This window comes from Streptomyces callyspongiae (genome assembly GCF_047200695.1).
Lineage (GTDB): Bacteria > Actinomycetota > Actinomycetes > Streptomycetales > Streptomycetaceae > Streptomyces.
Genome location: NZ_JBJZOM010000007.1, coordinates 240,804 through 258,359, shown reverse-complemented (window position 1 = coordinate 258,359; position 17,556 = coordinate 240,804). Strand labels below are relative to the sequence as shown.

At 67.9% G+C, this 17,556-nt stretch carries 15 protein-coding genes; 4 read left to right on the top strand and 11 right to left on the bottom strand.

All coding sequences use genetic code 11. The features are described 5' to 3' along the window. Positions 1–59: 59 nt before the first annotated feature. Genes ACL06G_RS09330 through ACL06G_RS09315 form a run of 4 tightly spaced genes read right to left on the bottom strand, consistent with a single transcriptional unit; the run spans position 60 to position 3,152 of the window. Entirely contained in the window at positions 60–848 is a 789-nt protein-coding gene (locus ACL06G_RS09330) for a hypothetical protein (RefSeq protein ID WP_412785118.1), read from the bottom strand. Further along, the gene (locus tag ACL06G_RS09325) at positions 845–1,546 is read right to left on the bottom strand and encodes a hypothetical protein (protein ID WP_412785119.1); all 702 of its coding nucleotides are present in this window, start codon (positions 1,544–1,546) and stop codon (positions 845–847) included. Before ACL06G_RS09325 ends, ACL06G_RS09330 begins: the two co-directional genes overlap by 4 nt. Further along, positions 1,543–2,823: a WXG100 family type VII secretion target gene (locus ACL06G_RS09320; protein ID WP_412835712.1), complete on the bottom strand. Its 1,281-nt coding sequence runs from the start codon at positions 2,821–2,823 to the stop codon at positions 1,543–1,545. Before ACL06G_RS09320 ends, ACL06G_RS09325 begins: the two co-directional genes overlap by 4 nt. After that, entirely contained in the window at positions 2,823–3,152 is a 330-nt protein-coding gene (locus ACL06G_RS09315; protein ID WP_503167819.1) for a DUF6317 family protein, read from the bottom strand. The genes ACL06G_RS09320 and ACL06G_RS09315 overlap by 1 nt, the downstream gene beginning before the upstream one ends. 638 nt (positions 3,153–3,790) lie before the next feature. Between ACL06G_RS09315 and ACL06G_RS09310 the strand changes: the two genes are divergently transcribed. Then, positions 3,791–4,831 carry a class I SAM-dependent methyltransferase gene (locus ACL06G_RS09310; protein ID WP_412835711.1) on the top strand — a complete coding sequence of 347 codons (1,041 nt, stop codon included), beginning with the start codon at positions 3,791–3,793 and terminating at the stop codon, positions 4,829–4,831. 155 nt (positions 4,832–4,986) lie between these two features. Here the strand turns inward: ACL06G_RS09310 and mycP (ACL06G_RS09305) are convergent, their stop codons facing one another. From mycP (ACL06G_RS09305) to eccB, 7 genes are all read right to left on the bottom strand, one after another. Further along, entirely contained in the window at positions 4,987–6,348 is a 1,362-nt protein-coding gene (gene mycP, locus ACL06G_RS09305; RefSeq protein ID WP_412835710.1) for a type VII secretion-associated serine protease mycosin, read from the bottom strand. 66 nt (positions 6,349–6,414) lie between these two features. Then, positions 6,415–7,947, bottom strand: a complete 1,533-nt coding sequence (locus tag ACL06G_RS09300) for a WXG100 family type VII secretion target (protein WP_412835709.1) — start codon at positions 7,945–7,947, stop codon at positions 6,415–6,417. Between the two features lie 38 nt (positions 7,948–7,985). Then, positions 7,986–8,321, bottom strand: a complete 336-nt coding sequence (locus ACL06G_RS09295) for a hypothetical protein (protein ID WP_412785125.1) — start codon at positions 8,319–8,321, stop codon at positions 7,986–7,988. A 24-nt stretch (positions 8,322–8,345) separates the two neighbouring features. Continuing rightward, positions 8,346–9,653: a type VII secretion-associated serine protease mycosin gene (gene mycP / locus ACL06G_RS09290; RefSeq protein WP_412835708.1), complete on the bottom strand. Its 1,308-nt coding sequence runs from the start codon at positions 9,651–9,653 to the stop codon at positions 8,346–8,348. Positions 9,654–9,777: 124 nt separating this feature from the next. Beyond that, positions 9,778–10,065: a WXG100 family type VII secretion target gene (locus ACL06G_RS09285; protein ID WP_412785127.1), complete on the bottom strand. Its 288-nt coding sequence runs from the start codon at positions 10,063–10,065 to the stop codon at positions 9,778–9,780. Between the two features lie 53 nt (positions 10,066–10,118). Continuing rightward, positions 10,119–10,430 (bottom strand): WXG100 family type VII secretion target, encoded by a 312-nt coding sequence (locus ACL06G_RS09280; RefSeq protein ID WP_412785128.1) that lies wholly within the window; start codon positions 10,428–10,430, stop codon positions 10,119–10,121. A gap of 318 nt (positions 10,431–10,748) precedes the next feature. Next, a complete protein-coding gene (gene eccB, locus ACL06G_RS09275) occupies positions 10,749–12,239 on the bottom strand; it encodes a type VII secretion protein EccB (protein WP_412835707.1) in 1,491 nt (496 codons plus the stop codon). Between the two features lie 467 nt (positions 12,240–12,706). Between eccB and eccE the strand changes: the two genes are divergently transcribed. The 3 genes from eccE (at position 12,707) to ACL06G_RS09260 (ending at position 17,483) form a co-directional block, all read left to right on the top strand. Next, positions 12,707–13,891, top strand: a complete 1,185-nt coding sequence (gene eccE / locus ACL06G_RS09270; protein WP_412785130.1) for a type VII secretion protein EccE — start codon at positions 12,707–12,709, stop codon at positions 13,889–13,891. After that, positions 13,891–14,766 (top strand): hypothetical protein, encoded by an 876-nt coding sequence (locus ACL06G_RS09265; protein ID WP_412785131.1) that lies wholly within the window; start codon positions 13,891–13,893, stop codon positions 14,764–14,766. The genes eccE and ACL06G_RS09265 overlap by 1 nt, the downstream gene beginning before the upstream one ends. Before the next feature lie 278 nt (positions 14,767–15,044). After that, entirely contained in the window at positions 15,045–17,483 is a 2,439-nt protein-coding gene (locus ACL06G_RS09260) for an SCO5717 family growth-regulating ATPase (protein WP_412835706.1), read from the top strand. Positions 17,484–17,556: the final 73 nt, after the last annotated feature.

Below are 17,556 nucleotides of genomic sequence, written 5' to 3'. Positions count from 1 at the left end.
GCAGGCACCCTTGCGTTCCTCTCGTCGCGGCCCCGGGCCGACCGGGATCCGTCACGGTTCTAGGTCTGGGACAGGCCCGCCTGTGCGGCCCTGTCCCGGCGTTCCGGTGATACCGAGGTGCGGTGGGGTGCGAGCGCGGGGCCGTCGACGGGCTTGACCCACACCAGCTCGCCGGAGTCGGGCACGAGGAGGACACCGCCGTAGAGGTCGTCACCGGCGAAGTGTGCGCCGTCCCCGATCCGCTTGCCCCAGTCCTTCTCGCCACCGAGTTGCGTGCCGACCAGTTTCGGCGACTCCTGCTCGCCGCTGCCCAGGCGGAAGAGCTGCTTTCCGCCCCGCGCACGGTGCAGGATCTTCACCGGCTCCCGGTACGTGAAGGGATACACCTTCAGCACCCGGGAGCAGCGGCTGGCCGTGACGAGCGCTGCCGTCATCGTCTGCGTGCCCACGATGAAGAGCAGGACTGCCAGGGGCGCCAGCGGGATCAGGTAGTCGCTCCGCACTGTCACGACGAGGCCGACGAGGAGTGCGACGAGCGCCAACAACAGGAGGTAGCGCTTGAGCAGCGCCGCACGGTGGAACGTGAGCGGGCCCTGCGGATCGCTGCCGTCCGTGGCGAAGGGGACGGTCTTCGGCTGTCCGGTATTCAGGACCGCCCAGGCGAGGATTGCTCCCACTGTCGCCAGGCCGATGATGCCGGGCATGGCCAGCAGAAACCAGCCGTCGGTCAGCACAAAGAGGGTGAGGCCGTAGAAGGCGGCGAAGAGGGCGGTCCAGAACCCGACACGGCGGAGGGTGGAGGGACCGCCGGCCGGCCGGCGCTGCGCTGTCTGCTCGTCGGGTGTCATCCGAAGTCGTTCCTCACTGCTTCTGCCGCGGAGCCCGGCGCCGGCTCGGTCTCACCTGCCGCGCCGCCGGCATGGGCCGGGTCGGTGAAGGACACCGTACCGGCGACTCCCTGAAGGACGTTGCGGTAGTCGTCGGCCAGATGCACGGAGGCCGAGACGAGTTGCATCACGATGATCGCCGAGGAACGGATGTCGGGAATGGCGACCATGCCCTGCCACACGGGCTCCTCGTCGGGTTGGTCACCGCCGTCGGCGGGCCGGCCCGGTACCGGTGCCGGACGCACTCTCTCCGCGCGGAACCCCAGGCCGCAGGGCAGTTCGACGGGGACGACTCCGCTCTCCGTCGAGTCACCGAAGCCCGAAGCCATCAGCGTCGTCAGCGCCGCCTTCGGGTTGGTACCCCGGGTGTCGACGCTGAAGACGGTCAGCACGGACGTGGTCACCCCATCCCCGTCGTCGGGGTGCATGCCGACGGCACAGCCCTGGACCCGGTTCCGCTGCATCTCCCACATGATGAGGGCGTACAGCCGGAACACCTGGTCCGCCCGGTCCCGGAGATCCTCGGGGAGGGCCCGGATCTGCGCGGCGACCTCGTCCAGCCGCTCCGCGCCGGAGTGGAGGTCCACCTGCAGATAGCCGTGCGGGATCTCGTACCAGAATGCCGGGCGCGGAGAGGCGGTGGTGTGGTCGTCGTTCACAGTCGGAGCCCCGCTATCAGGTCACCCATGTCACTCCCGAACTGGGTCAGCGTGCCGGAGGCGCCTGCGCCGGCAATCCCGGCCTTCGCTCCCTCGTTGGCGTAGTGTCCGGCCCCTTCGTCAGGGAGCACTCCCTCGGTCTCCAGTGAGGAGACCGAGTTGGCGGCAACGTTCGTACCGTTCAAGGCGTAGTCGAGCGTCTTGGCGCTCGTCGCGGCGTCCAGGGCGCTGTAGTTGAAGGCGCTCGCCGTCTCCCGGCCGAACGTGGTGAGCTTGGCCCCTGCGCTCATGGCCTCGCCGCCCTCCCGAGCCACTCCGGCCACCATGCTGACCTCGCCGCCCGCGCGGCCCAGCACTCCGACCCCGGGCACCATCCCCAACCCGTCGCCGACCATCGATCCCCAAGCCGTGAGGCCCGCTCCCCACCCGTGCTCGCCCATGAGGGAGTCCCGGAAGTCTTCGCTCGCCAGGTTCTTCCCCATGGATGCCGCGCTGGCCGCTATGGCAATACCCGCGAAGATCGGGGCGAACGGCGTCGGCATCAGGGCCAGCAGTCCCGCGATGGCACCGATGGTTCCGGCATGGTCCAGGAGGAACTCGCCGATGGACTTGAGACCGTTGCCGATCGTGTCGAGGGTGCTCTCCAGCCACCCCGGTTCCTTGGGGGCGAGCTTGTCGTCCGCCAGGTCGAGCTGGTCGGCGATCTTCTGCGCCTGGCGCTTGTGCGTCCCGTCCAGTGACTTGGCCTTCTTGATGACTTCGTCGAAGGCCGTGTTGGCGTTCTGCAGCGTGGTGGAGGCCTCCCGCAGGCGCTTCTCGGCCGACTTCAGTCTCGAGGTCGCCGCATCGGCCTCCGCCTGACTGGGATACTCGCGCCCCCCCAAATTAAGGTCGGGATCCTTGCAGGCCGTGTCGTATGCCGTTTTCGCCCCGTCGGCGGTGGCCTTCTTCTCTTTGGCCTCGTCGTCGTACTTCTTGGCGAGGTCCCGGTTCGACGAGAGATTCTCGTCCCAGGCCTTCAGGTGCGCGGTCGCCTTCTCCATCGACCTGGCGGCGTTCTTCATGTACTCCTGAAGCTCGCCCTCCAACGCCCCGCGGAATGCGTCCGCCGCATCACCCTCCCAGTAGCTGCTCTCTCCCACCAGGCGGTCGATCTTGCGCTGGGAGTCGCGCAGAGCATCGGCTGCCTTCTTCACTTTGCTGACGAGAGAGTCCACTTCGGAGGGAATACCGGGGACGGGGTTCCATCCGAGGTGGGGGAACGGATTGTGGGCCATCACTTGCCTCCGCCGGTGCCACCGGACGTTCCCTGGTCGGCCATCTTCTGCAACGACTTGGAGAGGTTGGTCTCCATCTCCTCGTAGCTGAGCTTGTTCGCCTTGACCCCTTCGCTGATGCTGTCGATCATTTCGCTCAGCTGGTCCGCTCCGTACTTCCATCGCTCCTGGAAGTCGTCGCAGGCCTCGTCCAGCCGCGATGTGCCCACTTGGTCGGCCCGCACCTGGGACAGCGAGGTACGGGCATCATTCAGGTTCTCCACGGCCTGCTTGAGTGCTTGGACGAATTGATCCAGTTGACTCGTATCCGTCTTGAAGTGTTCCCCCATGAGCACACCTTTCCCACACGAAGGAGAGCGAACGAAACAGACATCCGCGGGCAAATATCAGCGTATTCGCCGGGAGAAGCCTTCCGCCGTTCGAGGCGGTGGCTGATTATACGATTCCATGTGCTCGTTGAAGGAGGCGCCTCAGTCCGTACGCCGTCACGGAGACCGGCGGCGCCCTTGCACCGGACTCGGGCGCAGTCCGTGGCTGGTCGACGAGTCGAGTCGAAGCACGGTTGGCGACGGCGCCCTGACGTCGAGACACACCTCCCTGCCGACCGGTCGACGCAGGGAGACCGAGAAGGGAGAACCCGGGTGAGCAAGGCAAGCGAGGGTCGCAGCGGCTCCTCCTCCCGGCCCCACCCCCCGGCTGTACGAGTCCGCTTCATCACGCTTCTGGCAGCGGCCGGGACGGCTTGGGTTCTTTGCGTCGTCAGCGGCCTGGCAGACGCGGAGACCTCCCTCATCGCCGTGGCCTGGGTGATGCTGCTGTGTTCCTTCGGCGTCAACATGCGTTCCCGCGTGCGCAGTCGGCGCCGATCCCGTACACGTCAACGCCCTGGGAGCGGCGGAACGAAGAGGGAAACACCGCACGAACTCGACTGGGACGCCCCTTCGGCGGACCCGAACCGGGACGGGTGATGGAGAGGCTTCCGCAAAGGTGTGACGGTGAAGCGCCTGCGACGGAACAACCCGGCCGCAGGCGGACGGGGCCTCCCGGTACCTCCCTGCAGCCGCCCCGTCACCTGCAGGAGCCCAGGATCGCTGCGGAGCTCAAGCGGGGTGACTTCTCCCGCTGGCAGCAGGGACGCGGGTACTGCGTCCAGGAAGAGTTCATCGCGGGCGAGCCGGCTCGGATCTTCCTGTTCCGGATCAGCGAACGCTGGCACGTCGGATACAAGACGCTCTCCGACTACTTCGTGTACCACGACACCCCGGGCCTGTTGTGCAGCCGGATCTACTGGCATCACGTTGTCGGCCGGCTCGACACCTTCCGCACCTCGGACACGGGTGTCCGGGTCACCTTCCACCCGCTCGACGTGACTGGACGACGTGCCGCCTTCGACGCCATCTCCTCCACCACCCCGATCGTGCACCCCTTCGCGACGCACGACGAGAGTGGACTGGAAGAGACCAGCCCACCCGACGGCTGGCCGGTCACGGAGGAACGCGCAGACTCTCTGAACGTGGCCGAGGAGCACCTGCGCCGCTACACGCGGGATCTGTTCGGGCCCCTGCTCTCCGACGCGACGGAGAGCATCACTGCTTACGACCCTGCCTGCTCGACAGGCCACTTCCTTGCGGACTTCGCCGGCATCAACCCGGCACGGATCCGCACCGTCGGACAGGACCTCAGCCGGGAGATGGTCGACTACGCCGCACGCCGCCTCGACGAGGTGCACGTCGGCGACGCCTTCGACCCGGCACCGGCGCCCGGCACGGTCGACGTCCTCTTCTGCCGGTTCCTCAACTCAGAGGTCGTCTCGACGCGACGAGCCCGGGAGATCCTGCCGAGACTGGTGGCGACGGTCCGCGACGGTGGAACGGTCGTGCTCCTGGGCCACAGCCCCGTACTGCTGGACGTATTCGACCTGGAGAACGTCGGACTCCGGGTAGCGCAGACCACGGCGCGACAGGACGACTACGTATTCCAGTACTACGTCTGCCACAAGGCTGCGTAACAGCCCGCGCACGGCGCCACGTGAGGTTCCAACCCCTACGGGAGGGCTGAGGAAAAAGACGTTACTGCATCACGAACAGCCTGCCTGTTACCCGTCACTGAGGAAAGGCGCGACTGTCCTCACCGCCGGCGCGGGCGAGAACGTTGGTCCGGACCTCACTGCTGCGGCGGGTGATTGGGGGGCGGCGGGGAGTTCGGAGGTCCGTAGAACTGCTGTGGTTGCTGCTGGTACTGCTGACCAGGCTGCTGAGGAGGCATGCCCTGCCACTGCCACTGAGCGCCAGGATCACCAGGACCGGCCCCGCCAAAAGGAGACCGCTTCTTGCGCTGCCCCTTCACCACAAGGCCGATCACCAGGCCGAGCACCGCCAGAGCCACCACCACGATGACAGGAAGCACCACGACGCCAAGGCCACTGCCGTCCTCGGACGCCGAGTCCTCACCCGGTACCGCCGAAGAACCGTCCCCGTCGCTCGACGCAGCCGCACCACCCTGCGACGACTGAGCCAACGGCCCTTCCTCAGGACCCGCCGGAATGTCGTACGTCACAGCACGGAACGGACGCACGATCCCATAACCGAACTTCTCGTCAGGAAGCTTCGCGTTCTCGTCCTCACCCGTAGGGATCTTGGCCGTCTTCACCAGACGATTGATCACCTGACCGGCTGTGAGATCAGGATGCTCCGCGATCACGAGCGCAGCCGCCGCAGACACGTAGGCCGTTGCATCAGAAGTGCCATCCGCCATCGCATATCCAGACTTGTAGTCTGTACTGGGAACGACATTATTGGTGGCAGGTGCCACCAACGTCGTATGCGATCCCCACGTCGACTTCTCCCAAACTTCGCCCTGATTGTTGATGCCGCCAACAGCAACAACACCTGGGTAAGCGGCTGGGAAGTTTTCAATATTATCCCCAATATTCCCTGTCCCGGCCACCACTACAACATCATGCTGGATAGCATATTCAATTGCGTGCTGCTCATCAGCATTTCGGGATTTCACTTGGGAAATATTGATTACATCAGCACCCTTGTCGACCGCAAATTTTACACCTTCAGCAAATGTAACACTGCCTCCGTATTCAACATCTGAATTCGTGTACTTAATGGGTAGAATTTTTGAACCCGGCGCAAGGCCCATGACTCCTGAATTGCCGTCAGGTCCATGCCCCTGACCGGCGATTAGCCCTGCTAGGCCTGTTCCGTGATCGACAGAATCCTTGTGAGCATTTCCGCCCCCCGTATAGTCCTTTCCTTCAAGAACTCGTCCTTTCAAGTCAGGGTGCGAAGCCTGAACTCCGCTATCGACCACGGCAACGACGGTACCTTCGCCTGTGGAGTGCTTCCAGATGTCCTCGGCCGCAAAGGCGTCAAGCGCCCACTGTCGATCACGAATGTCATCCGCCGACGCGAGCGGGGCGGATCCGAGGAGTAGGACTCCCGTCAACGCCCCGGCGCCCGCGACACGCAGCGCTTGTCGGAGTTTCAACTTCTGCTCCTCTTCATCTTTCGACAACGGACCCCGCGGAGGATTCTCTCGCGGGGGCCATTCCGCATCTTCAACCGTTACCCACGACTACTTCTAGTCGATCGTGCCGGGAGTACTGCGATTGTCCTCCGGGGTCCAGGTCTCCTCATCCTCAACGAGGTAGTCGGGACGTGCGAACTGATCGTTCTCCTCCTCGCCAGGCCGCTGATTGGATCCACGGGCACTCCCAGCAAGCGTTTTACGGTTTCCGGACCCGGAACCCGACGCGCCGCCGCGGCCCTTGCCGAGGCCGGTTCCCCCGGGAGTTGCAGGCCTGCCTCCCGCGATCCCCCTCGGCGCGCCAGCGACGCCACCCTTGGCACGGGCGAGCGGGCCTCGTCCACCAGACTTTCCAATGCCTCCGCGACTCCCGCTGCCAGAACCGCCGCCAGCCCTGCCCCGGAATCCTCCACCAGCGGTGCTTTTCCCGGATCCGGCGCCGGTCCCACGGATACCTGCACGCGGACCGCCGGACCTCCGGTCACTCCCGGGCGTCGTGCGCGGTGCTCCACCACCGCTGGGAATGCCAGGGGTTCCATGGGGACCAGTCGGTCCGCTCGCAACAGGCCCTGCCGTGCGAGGGCCACCGCCAGGAACGGTCTCTGGGTTGGGACCACTCAACCCAGGCTTCACCGAGTCGAGCTGGGTCTTGCCGATGGGGACCTGCTTGCCACCGGAGATCCCGACGTCCCGCGGCCCGGTTGTAGTTGGTGTCTTCGTGCCAACGTTAGAGGAGGGCGCATAGGTACCACGGCCAGCGCCACTAGGCGTTGCCGAGGAGCCAGAAAATGCCGGAATGGGTGTCGGCATAGGCGAAGTTGGATCTGAGGAAGGCACACCATCCTTCTCGTCCACGCGCCGATTGCTTTCCATTCGCTTCGTGTACCCGACGTACGACCGCCCTAGGGTCTCCATGATGGCGACTGCCTTGAGCTGGACTTCCTTGCCCTCGCTGAGCTGGTCTTCGTTGATGTCAGCGATCAAGTCCTTCGGGAGGTTCTTGTTCTTGACATCTTCCTGGGTGTACTTGTCGTCACGCCCCGAATCGCCGAGGCGGTCCATCGCCCGGTCGAACCAACTGGGCTCCTCAAGCGCCTCAACCCGCGCTTTCTGGGCTCTCAGGTCATCGGACGCCTGCTTCATGGCAAGCGAGACCGTGTCGCAGTGCTGTCCCGTGTTGTAGATGTTGTTGAGGATCTTGTACGCCTGTTCGCGGAAGCGGTCGGCACTCCGGCCCTCCCAGTGCTGCAGGACGTTGTCGACTGCCTTCTTGAGCTGACCATAGGCGCAGTCGCCCAACCCGTAGCCGTCAGGACCCACCAACTGGTTGTGGACATGCTTCCAGCTCTCGCCCACGTTCCTGATCTCGTCGGGCTTGGCCGAGGCCACCATGCCCTTCAGGTCGTTGAGACCGAACCCATGGAAGTTCGTCGTCAGCGGGAAGGCCGCGTTGAGATTCTCGTAGGCCTCAGACTCACTTTGGTGTTCTCTGAGACCTTGCTCGTGATGCTCCCGCTTCGCCTCCTCCCGAACCTCTGCACGCTCCTCCGCCGTCATACCTGACGGATTCGAGTAGGACATACCCACGTCTGTTCACTCCCCACCGTTCGCGGTGCACATCCGACTCACTTGAGGCCGGCTCCACCGTTCGAGAGCCCCTGCGAGTTCTTCTGCTCCTGCTCGTCGTAGTTCTTGCGCACCTGCGCGGTGTCCGAACTGAACTTGACGATCAGGTTCTCCAGGCTCTCGATGTAGCCCTCGATCTGGCTCTTGACCTTCTTGTGTTCCGTCTGGAGCCCGCTTGCCTCACTGAAGTTGGCGTTCCCGAACCACCCCGGCGGGATGTCGGTCTCGTACTTCGCGCGGGTCTTCGGTCCGCCGGTCATCTCGTCGACAACCTGGTTCAGCTTCTTGATGACCTCGTCGAGGGCGCTGAGGTCGACCTTGTAGCCGTTGCTCACTTCCCCGTCTCCTTCCCCCTGTGCTTACTGCCTCGTCGAAGTGGTGGTGTCCGCCGCCTCGGGCGGGGCGGAGTTCACGGTGCGCTTGCGGCGGTGGTCGCGGGTCGCGATGGCGCTTCCGGCGATGATGAGGGTCAGGACCGTGCCGGTCGCCACGACATAGACGGCGAGCCGCTGTGTGCGCTCCTCGTCGCTCTCGCCGACAGTGAGGCCCATGGCCGTGACGTGGCCGGCCTCCTGCTGCTTGTCGCGGACCGGCTTCTCCTGCGGGGTCTCGCTGCCGGTGACCGCCGCGAGCGGGTTGACGACGCCCCAGCCGATCCGGGCGTCGGGCCCGGCGCCCGGGCGGTCGGCGGTCTGCATGAGGCGGGCCGCGACCTCCGATGCCGTCCAGTCCGGGTACTTCTCCATCATGAGCGCGGCCACCCCGGAGACGTACGGCGCGGCGAAGGAGGTGCCGTCGGCCGCGCACTGCCCGCCCTCGGGCACCGTGGACACCATGCCGACGCCGGGAGCGGCGATGTCGACGAAATCCCCTGACTGGGAGAACACCGCGCGCTCGTTGTCCCGGTCGGAGGCGGCAACGGCCAGGACGTTGTCGTAGGCGGCCGGGTAGGTCTTCTCCCGCTTGCCGTCGGCTCCGTCGTTGCCCGCGGCGACGACGACCAGGACGCCGTTGGCGACTGCGGTCTCGACGGCTGCCTCGAGGCCGGTGTTCGGCTTCTTGTTGGCCGTGTCGGACGAGATGTTGATGATGTCGGCGCCCTGGCGCACCGCTTCCTTGATGGCCAGGGACATGGTGCTGGAGTCGCCCTTTTCCTCGGGGTCGTCGCCACCGGTGTAGCGCAGCGGCAGGATTGCTGCGTCGGGAGCGATGCCGGAGAATCCGGTGCCGTCCGCCTCCCGTGCGGCGATGATCCCTGCGACCCGGGTGCCGTGGCCGTTGATGTCCTGGGTTCCGTCGGTGTCGCCGACGAAGTCCGCGCCGCCGCCCGTCAGGGCCTTGCGAAGTTGCGGGTTGTCCTTGTCGACCCCGGTGTCGACGACGGCCACCGTGACGCCCTCGCCGGTGGCCTCGCTCCACAGCTCGTCGAGGAGGACGCGCTGGAGCGACCATGGGGTGCTCTTGATGTTCTTCCCGCCGAACTCGCACTGGCCGCTGCCGGCGTCGAGGCGGAGGGACGACGAGTCGGCCGCCGGGGCCGCGGCAGGCCGGGTGCCGGGGTCGGACGGTGCGGCTGCTCCGGCTCCGAGAAGGGCCAGGGAGGCGGTGACGCCGAAAGCCCGCCGTGCGAGGCGCATGGCCCGGGGGCGGTGTCGGAGGACCTCCATGTGTCGGAATACTCCCCTGGCTCCAGTGATTCCTTCGGACATCCTGTTTCTCCCCGGAACGGACGGAAGCGGGCCGGTCACCGATGGACCGGCCCACTGCAACGTCCGGGTGTCGGGAGGCTGATCAGCCCCACACGTTGGCGTTGGCCTGCTCGGTGGACTGGTAGTTGTCCGCGGAGCTCTGCAGCGCGCCCGAGATCTTCATGAGCACCTGGTGCAGGTGGTCGGCGGTCTGGTCCCACTGACGCTGCTTCTGCTGGTAGCCCTCCTGGGCCGAACCTTCCCAGGTGTTGGCGACGCGGCGGACTGCGGCCTCGAGGTCGTCGAGCTGGCTCTTGATGTTGTTGGCGGTGTTCCTCACGTCCTGCGAGGCCTGCGACACCGTCTGGAAGTTGACGAGAATTCCGGACACTTACGGCTCCTCTTTCAGCGACTGTCGGTGGTGATGACGGTGGACCGGTCGGATCAGCCGAAGTCCGACATGATCTTGCTGATGTCGGCGTTCTGCTGTTCTTCCGTCGCCGAGTAGTTCTGCCGGGTCGAGTCGACGGCTTCCTTGATGTCGTTGAGGATGTTGTTCATCTTGCGCGCGTCCTCGTTCCACTGCTGCTGCAGTCGGTGGTAGGACGTCGCAGCCTGGCCCTGCCAGCCGCTGGCGATGCCGCTGATCACGCCGTCCAGGCGCTTGACCTCGCCCTGAATCGAGCTGTTGACCTGGCTGATCTTCGACGACAGGGACCGAAGCTCGTCCTCGGTTACCCGAAACTGTCCTGCCATGGCGCACCTTCCCCCATGCTCATCCTCGCGTGAACGTCTCAGTGGCCCGTGACGGGCCGGCGGGTCGCCTCCGGCTCGCTCTGCAACCAGCCGTGGTTCGACACCACGTGCAGAGTACCGCGCCGGGCCGACACGGCCGTTCGGGTGCCGCCCACTGTCACGCGGTCATCACAACGCCTATACCAAGTTGTGATCACATTCTCGACGGGGTGTCATCCCATGTCTCCGCGAGAGAGGAAAGCAACAACTCCCGCCCGATGGACGGAAGTTGTTTTCTACCCCGAGGAATTCGGGCTGATGCGTGTCATCGGCAGCCGCTCACAGGCCCTGCTCCTGCGAGGCACTGTCCTTGCTCAGCGTGGGTCCCTTCGGGAGCATCGCGGACCAGTTCTGCGGCACCCGCACGACCTTGGCCTTCTCGTACCCGAGACGGGCCCCCGCTTCACCCGCGAGCGCGTACCGCAGACCGGAGTCCGTCAACAGGTACTTGCGGCCACCGCCGCCGCGGCCGCTGACCTCGCGGAACAACAGTCCCGACCCCGGGCTGACGTATGCGCGGGCCGAACCGGCCACGACCTTCGCGGGATACTCGGGCCCCGACCAGGTAGCGAGTACCGGCCGGCCCTGGCCGGAGATGTCACCGGTGTAGATGCTGCACGAGACGGTCCGTGCCGCGTCGTCGACGCCCTGGGCGTCGCGATTCACCGGTTCGAGGACGTCGTCCGGCCAGCGCTTGCCTCCGGAGTCCTGCTCCTCGGTGGCTCCCGCGCTGGCCGCCTGGAGTGGTGTGATCGCGACGGGGTCCCGCTGCTGCAGTTGCGAACCACCCATGAAGAGCTTCGCCACCAGGGGCGTCGTGTACTGGAGACGGTCCTGGCGGACGACGTAGTAGTAGTCCGTCCCGGCAGCGGTGTACTTCAGGACGGTCCCCACCGCCTGCGCCTCTTCGGGAAGCTCCTCGGCCCCGGAGAAACCGGGCGGCGTCCCCGGCGTCACGTCGAGGGTCGGAAAGCGGATGTCCTCTCCCCCGTTGAGCGTCTCCAGCCACTGGGTCGACACTTTCTGAGGGGCACCCGGGTCTCTCAGCACCAGCTTGGTCAGCAGGTTCCGATTGGCGTCGTTCTCCCCGCCGTCGAGCCGCAGCCGGGTGCCTTCTGCGTCGACGACGTACCGTTCGCCGGTCTTGCTGTCCTCGACGTACTGGGCCTGGCCGTCGTTCAAGCGGTAGCGGTCACGGAGTGCGTCCTCGTCCTGGCCACCGAGCACGAAGACAGCCTGCTGCGGCTCGCCGCCGCTGTCCGCTCCCGGCTTCTCGCAGACGGCCCACTCCTTGGCACCCCCGGCGTCCTCCGGGCTCGGCAACCGGTCGGGGGCGTAGGGGATTCCGATGGTGGCACCGCGCGGAACTCCACCTTCGTCGATGTCCTGTCCGGACACCTCTATGACCTCGCCCTTGCCCTTGTCGAGCACCAGTCGGGCGGAGGCGAAGTTGAGCACCGGGTGGAGCTGCTTGTTCCTGCTGCCGTTCTTCCCCTCCTCGGGGAGCACGACGTAGCGCGTGGTGGAGTCGGTGTCGACGATGACGTACTGGCCCGTCTCGTCCCATCCGGGCGGCGCGCTGGGGGAGATGACGCCCCAGGCGATGCAGGCCACCACGAGGACGACGCTGAGCACCACGCTCGGCATGATCGCCCGGAAGGGACGCGGCGCGTCCTCGTCCGACACTCTGGATTCCGGCTGCAGAAAGGCTGCAAGCGTGCGCTTGCGCGCGAAAGTGTGGGCGCTGAGCTCGTCCCGGCGCGTCGCCATCGGTCCCCGTCTCTCCGTTTCCCCTGCTGAGTGATCGCCGGTGTCGCCGAGGCACGACGCCTCCCGCCGGCACGATCACCTCCCTCGGCGGCCACTACTATGCCGCCCCGGTGAGCCTACGCAAACGCGCGGGTGACGCCTGCACGTCGCGCGATCCGCACAAGGCCCTCACTCACCCCGCTGTCGGACGCATACCCGATGAGTATCCTGGCTGTCCGGCCGACGCCTGTTCACCGCTGCGTCGGCACGCCTGCGCCGCAGGAGCGCGCGGAAGCCGGCTGCGGGCGAAAACAGTGCAGATGAACCTCGAAGGGGATACACGGGGGATGACGAGCGCTACCCGAAGCCGGTCCGGCGACCGGCGCGGACCGCGTCAGCGGGACGACCGAGCTCAGGCCGCGTCCGGGGCGCAGGGGCCGAGCACCGCGACACTGCGCCCCCGCAGAAGTCCGGGAAGTCTCGGCCCGATGCGACTGCAGCAGTTGATGCTCGTCGAGATCGCCGCGGGCATCCTGCTGGTGGCCTGGATCGTGCGGCCCTGGCTGCTGATCCCCGCAGGAGTGGTCGCGGGTGTGCTCACGGTGTTCGCCGTGGTGCGGCGCCGCAAGCACCCGTTGACCGAGTGGTACGAGCTGAAGCGCTCGCTGCGCCGGCGCAGGCGTCAGGCGAAGCACCCGGTTCCGCCGAGCACCGATCCGAGCCTGGCACCGGTCGTGGAGTGCGACCCAGCGGTGCACACCTCCACCTACGTGACGCGAGACGACCGTGCGGTCGGCATGGTCGGCGACGGCACGTTCCTGACGGCGCTGGTCGCGGTGGAGGGCAAGGACGCGCCGCTGCGTCCGGGCCGTCCCGGGCGTGTCGAGCGCCCGTTGCCGCTGAACCTGCTCCACGACGCCCTCGAAACCGACGACATCCGGCTGGAGTCGGTGCAGATCGTCCAGCACACCCAGCCCGCCCCGGCGCCCCACCTGCCGGAGCATTCGGTGGTCACCCGCTCCTACGGGTCGCTGCGGGAGGCGTCGGGCATCCCGTCGCTCCGCATGACCTGGGTGGCCCTGAAACTGACGCCGGAACTCACCACGGAAGCGGTCGAAGCACGCGGCGGCGGGTTGGCCGGAGCGCAGCGGGCGCTGGTGAGGGCCGCGGATCAACTCGCGAGCCGCCTCGAAGGGGCGGGGTTCAGCGCGTCGGTCCTGAACGAGGCCGAACTGGTGTCGGCGCTGGCGACCTCGACGTGCCTCAACCCGCGTGCGGTGAACGCCAATGCGGCCGACGGCCGGCGGCCGCAGCGCCGTACGGAGGAGTCCGTGCGCGGCTGGCGCTGCGACGACCGCTGGCACGCGACGTACTGGATCAACCGCTGGCCGCAGGTCGGCCCCAACGCGGTGAGCGCCGCGCACCTCGCCTCGATCCTCACCGCACTCCCGGTCTTCACCTCCGTGTTCAGCCTGACGCTCGGGCCCGGTGACGGCCGCTCGGCGACGATCTCCGGGCACGTCCGCGTCGTCACCCGCAGCGAGAACGACCTGTCGGCCGCACGCCGTGAACTGCAACGTGTCGCCGGCCGGGCGAAGACCGGCGTCGTGCCCCTCGACCGGGAGCAACTGCCCGGCGTCCTCGCGACTCTGCCTCTGGGAGGTACCTGCTGATGTCTACTCCGGTGATGCCTCAGCAGGGCGGGATGCCCGGCGCGGGGCTGGGGCGGCAGCACGGCCAGGGCGGCGAGGCGCCGGGACAGCCCCGCCACGTGGCGACGCCGACGGACACCGGCATGATCCCGGTGACGGGCCGGCCGGAGGACGCCGGGCAGGACGTGCCGCGGCCGCGACGTCCCGGCTTCGGCCTGCGCGGCCCTCGCCATGTGCGGCACACCGTCGCCGTCGAGGAACTCGGCGCCATCGGTGTCCCGCTGGGGGACGACGGCGTGGTGATCGGCACGGATGCCCAGAAGCAGACGGCCGTGCTCGGCCTGAGCCGCCGGACGGCGTACGACGTGCTGCTGATCGGTGGCCTGTGGACGGCTCAGGTGCTGGCGCTGCGAGCCGCGGGTACGGGGGCGCGGGTGGCCGTGGAGACGGGGCGCGCCCACGTGTGGACGCCGCTGGCGCAGGCCGCCGGAGCGGAGCAGCAGTGCATCACGCTGCATCAGGTCGGGCATGTGCCGTCGATGGGGCCGTCGGTGAGCAGCCCGGTGGTCGTGATCCGCGACTGCGGCATGAAGCCGCCGCGGGGTCGGGTGACGTCTGCACCGTGGCAGTCGGTGGTGACGCTGCTTCCCTATCTGAGCCCCGCTGCGCCCCGGTTGTTGCAGACCTCCTCCCTGGTGGGGATCCAGCGGGTGTCGCCGGACGAGGCGGCGCACCTGTCGCGGACCATGCGCCTCCCGCAGGAGGAGGCGGAGACCCTTCCGCGTCTCGGCGACGGGGTGACGCTGTGGTGCACGCGCAAGGACCGGTACTACTCGCTGACGGAGCCGACCGATGCCGAGGCCGGTCTGTTGGGCAACGCGCGGCGCCTGGACTGACGCGCGGTGCCGCTCGGCCGCATGCTGTCCCGCCCGCTTCCCGGGCGGGCTGCGCGCCCCACCGGGCGGGTTCGGTGGGCCCGGGTGCGAAGTTGACCGGCGTGCGGTGTGCTTCGAGACTGGAAGCGTGCCCGGGGCTCCTCGCCGTGGGTGGGTCGGAGCGTGGTTCCGCGTCGCACCACCGACCCGGGCCATGGTGCGGTGTCCTCGGTTGTGATGATTAGGCTGGGTCACCGCGCAGCAAATCGGGGTGTGCGACCACAGCAGCAGGAGGCATTGTGAGCAGCGATCGGGACGATTTCCACGTCCGGGGCGCGGAACCGGGCTCCGATCGGCTCGACGCGGAGACCGATTCCGACCTGGACATCGAGTCGACGGGTCAGTTCACCATCGACTACACGCCTCCGGCCTGGTACACGCAGGACGCCGGACCCGGGGCCGGGGGTGGAACGCCTGCCGGTCCGCAGCCGTCTGCTCCTGCTCCTCCGCCACCACCCGCCTATCCCGGTCCTCCCGTCGGAGGTCCGGCGGCACCCGGTCCGGGTGGGCCGGTCCCTCCGGGGCCGGAGGCTGCTGTGCCGCCGGTGTTCTCCCCGCAGTCTTCCGGTGAGTGGCAGGCGTCGGGGTCGGGGCACGCCTCGAACGGGCCGCAGGAGCCGGCGGAGAGCACCGGCGATCTGGAGAGCGGCGACACGATGCGGTTCTCCGCGGCGGATCTGCGTCGCGAGATGGAGCGGCTGCGCGGCGAATCGGCTTCTCCGCGGGACGAGGGCGAGGCGGAGGTGGAGCAGGACGCGGTTCCTGCGCAGGAGCTTCCGTCGGAGGGTGTGCCGGCCGAGGACGGGGAACCGGAGGACGACGCATCCACCGGGCGGGACGACGCCCCGGAGGGCGCAGAGCCCGCGGGCGAGGAGGACACGCCGGACGGCGAGGAGTCGGAGGCGGGGACGCTCGCGGAGGGCGGCGCGGATCCGGACTCCGCGCAGAGCGGGGCGGGCGCCCCGGCCGGGGGCGCGGCGGACGGACTTCCCCCGCTGCCACCGCAGTTCGCGCCCGCCGACCCTGCCCGGCAGGGCGCTGCGGCGCCCCCGCAACCCGGTCCCGCCCAGCCCGCGGATCCGCCGGGCCCCGTGCCTCAGGAAGGGGCGGTGCCCCAGCAGCGCACGGGTCGGCCCGCACCACCACCGGGGCAGCAGCCGCCACCCGGCGGATACGGATACCCGCAGCAGGCGCCCGGCGGGTACGGCTATCCCCAGCCGCAGCAGGGCGGGTACGGATACCCGCAGCAGCAGCCGCACCCCGGGCAGCACCCCGCCCAGCAGTACCCGGGAACCCCACCCGCCCAGCAGCAGCCCCCGCAACAACAGCCGCACCCGCAGCAGGGCGGGTACGGATACCCGCAGCAGCAGCCACATCCCGGGCAGCACCCCGCCCAGCAGTACCCGGGAACCCCACCCGCCCAGCAGCAGCCCCCGCAACAGCAACCGCACCCGCAGGGGCCCGGCGCTCCTGAGCAGGACCCGCGGCGTCAGGGGCACGCCGGGTCTCCCCTGGGCTACACCGCCGCGGTGGAGTTGTCGTCCGACCGGCTGGTGAGCGGCAGGAAGAAGCCGCGTTCGCAGAATCCGGCGAAGGGCAACTCGCGCTTCAAGCTCGGTGGGAAGAAGGAGGAGGCGGAGCGGCAGCGGAAACTCCAGCTGATCCGTACCCCGGTGCTCTCCTGCTACCGCATCGCGGTGATCAGTCTGAAGGGTGGTGTCGGAAAGACGACGACCACGACCGCGCTCGGGTCGACCCTGGCGACGGAGCGGCAGGACAAGGTCATCGCGATCGACGCCAACCCCGACGCGGGCACCCTGGGACGACGGGTGCGCAGGGAGACCGGCGCGACCATCCGCGACCTGGTGACGGCGATCCCGTACCTGAACAACTACATGGACATCCGCCGGTTCACCTCCCAGGCGCCCTCGGGTCTGGAGATCCTGGCCAACGACGTGGACCCGGCGGTCTCGACGACGTTCAACGACGACGACTACCGTCGTGTCATCGACGTGCTGGGCCAGCAGTATCCGATCATCCTGACCGACTCGGGAACCGGGCTGTTGTACTCCGCGATGCGGGGAGTCCTGGACCTCGCCGACCAGCTGATCATCATCTCCACTCCGTCCGTCGACGGCGCCAGCAGCGCCAGCACCACGCTGGACTGGCTTTCCGCGCACGGTTACGGCGATCTGGTGCGCCGCAGCATCACCGTGATCTCGGGTGTCCGGGAGACCGGAAAGATGATCAAGGTCGAGGACATCGTGTCGCACTTCGAGACACGGTGCCGCGGCGTCGTCACCGTTCCGTTCGACGAACACCTCTCTGCCGGCGCGGAGTTGGATCTGGACATGATGCGCCCGAGGACGCGCGAGGCGTACTTCAACCTCTCGGCGCTCATCGCGGAGGACTTCTCGCGGGCCCAGCAGGAGCAGGGACTGTGGACGTCCAACGGCAATCCGCCGCCGCAGCAGGCTCCGCCGATGCCCGGCCAGCCCGGGTACGGGCAGCAGCCCGGATACGGTCAGCAGCCCTACGGTCAGCCGGGGCAGCAGCCGCCACCGCAGCCGTACCCGCCGCAGCAGCCGTACGGCTATCCGCAGCAGCCGCCTCCGCCGCAGGGATACCCGCCGCAGGCCGGGGCCGGCTGGCAGCAGCCACCTCCGCCGCAGCAGTAGCGACGGACGACGAGGAACGCCCCGGGCATCCGCACGATGCCCGGGGCGTTCCTCGTCGCGTCGGGAGGCGCGG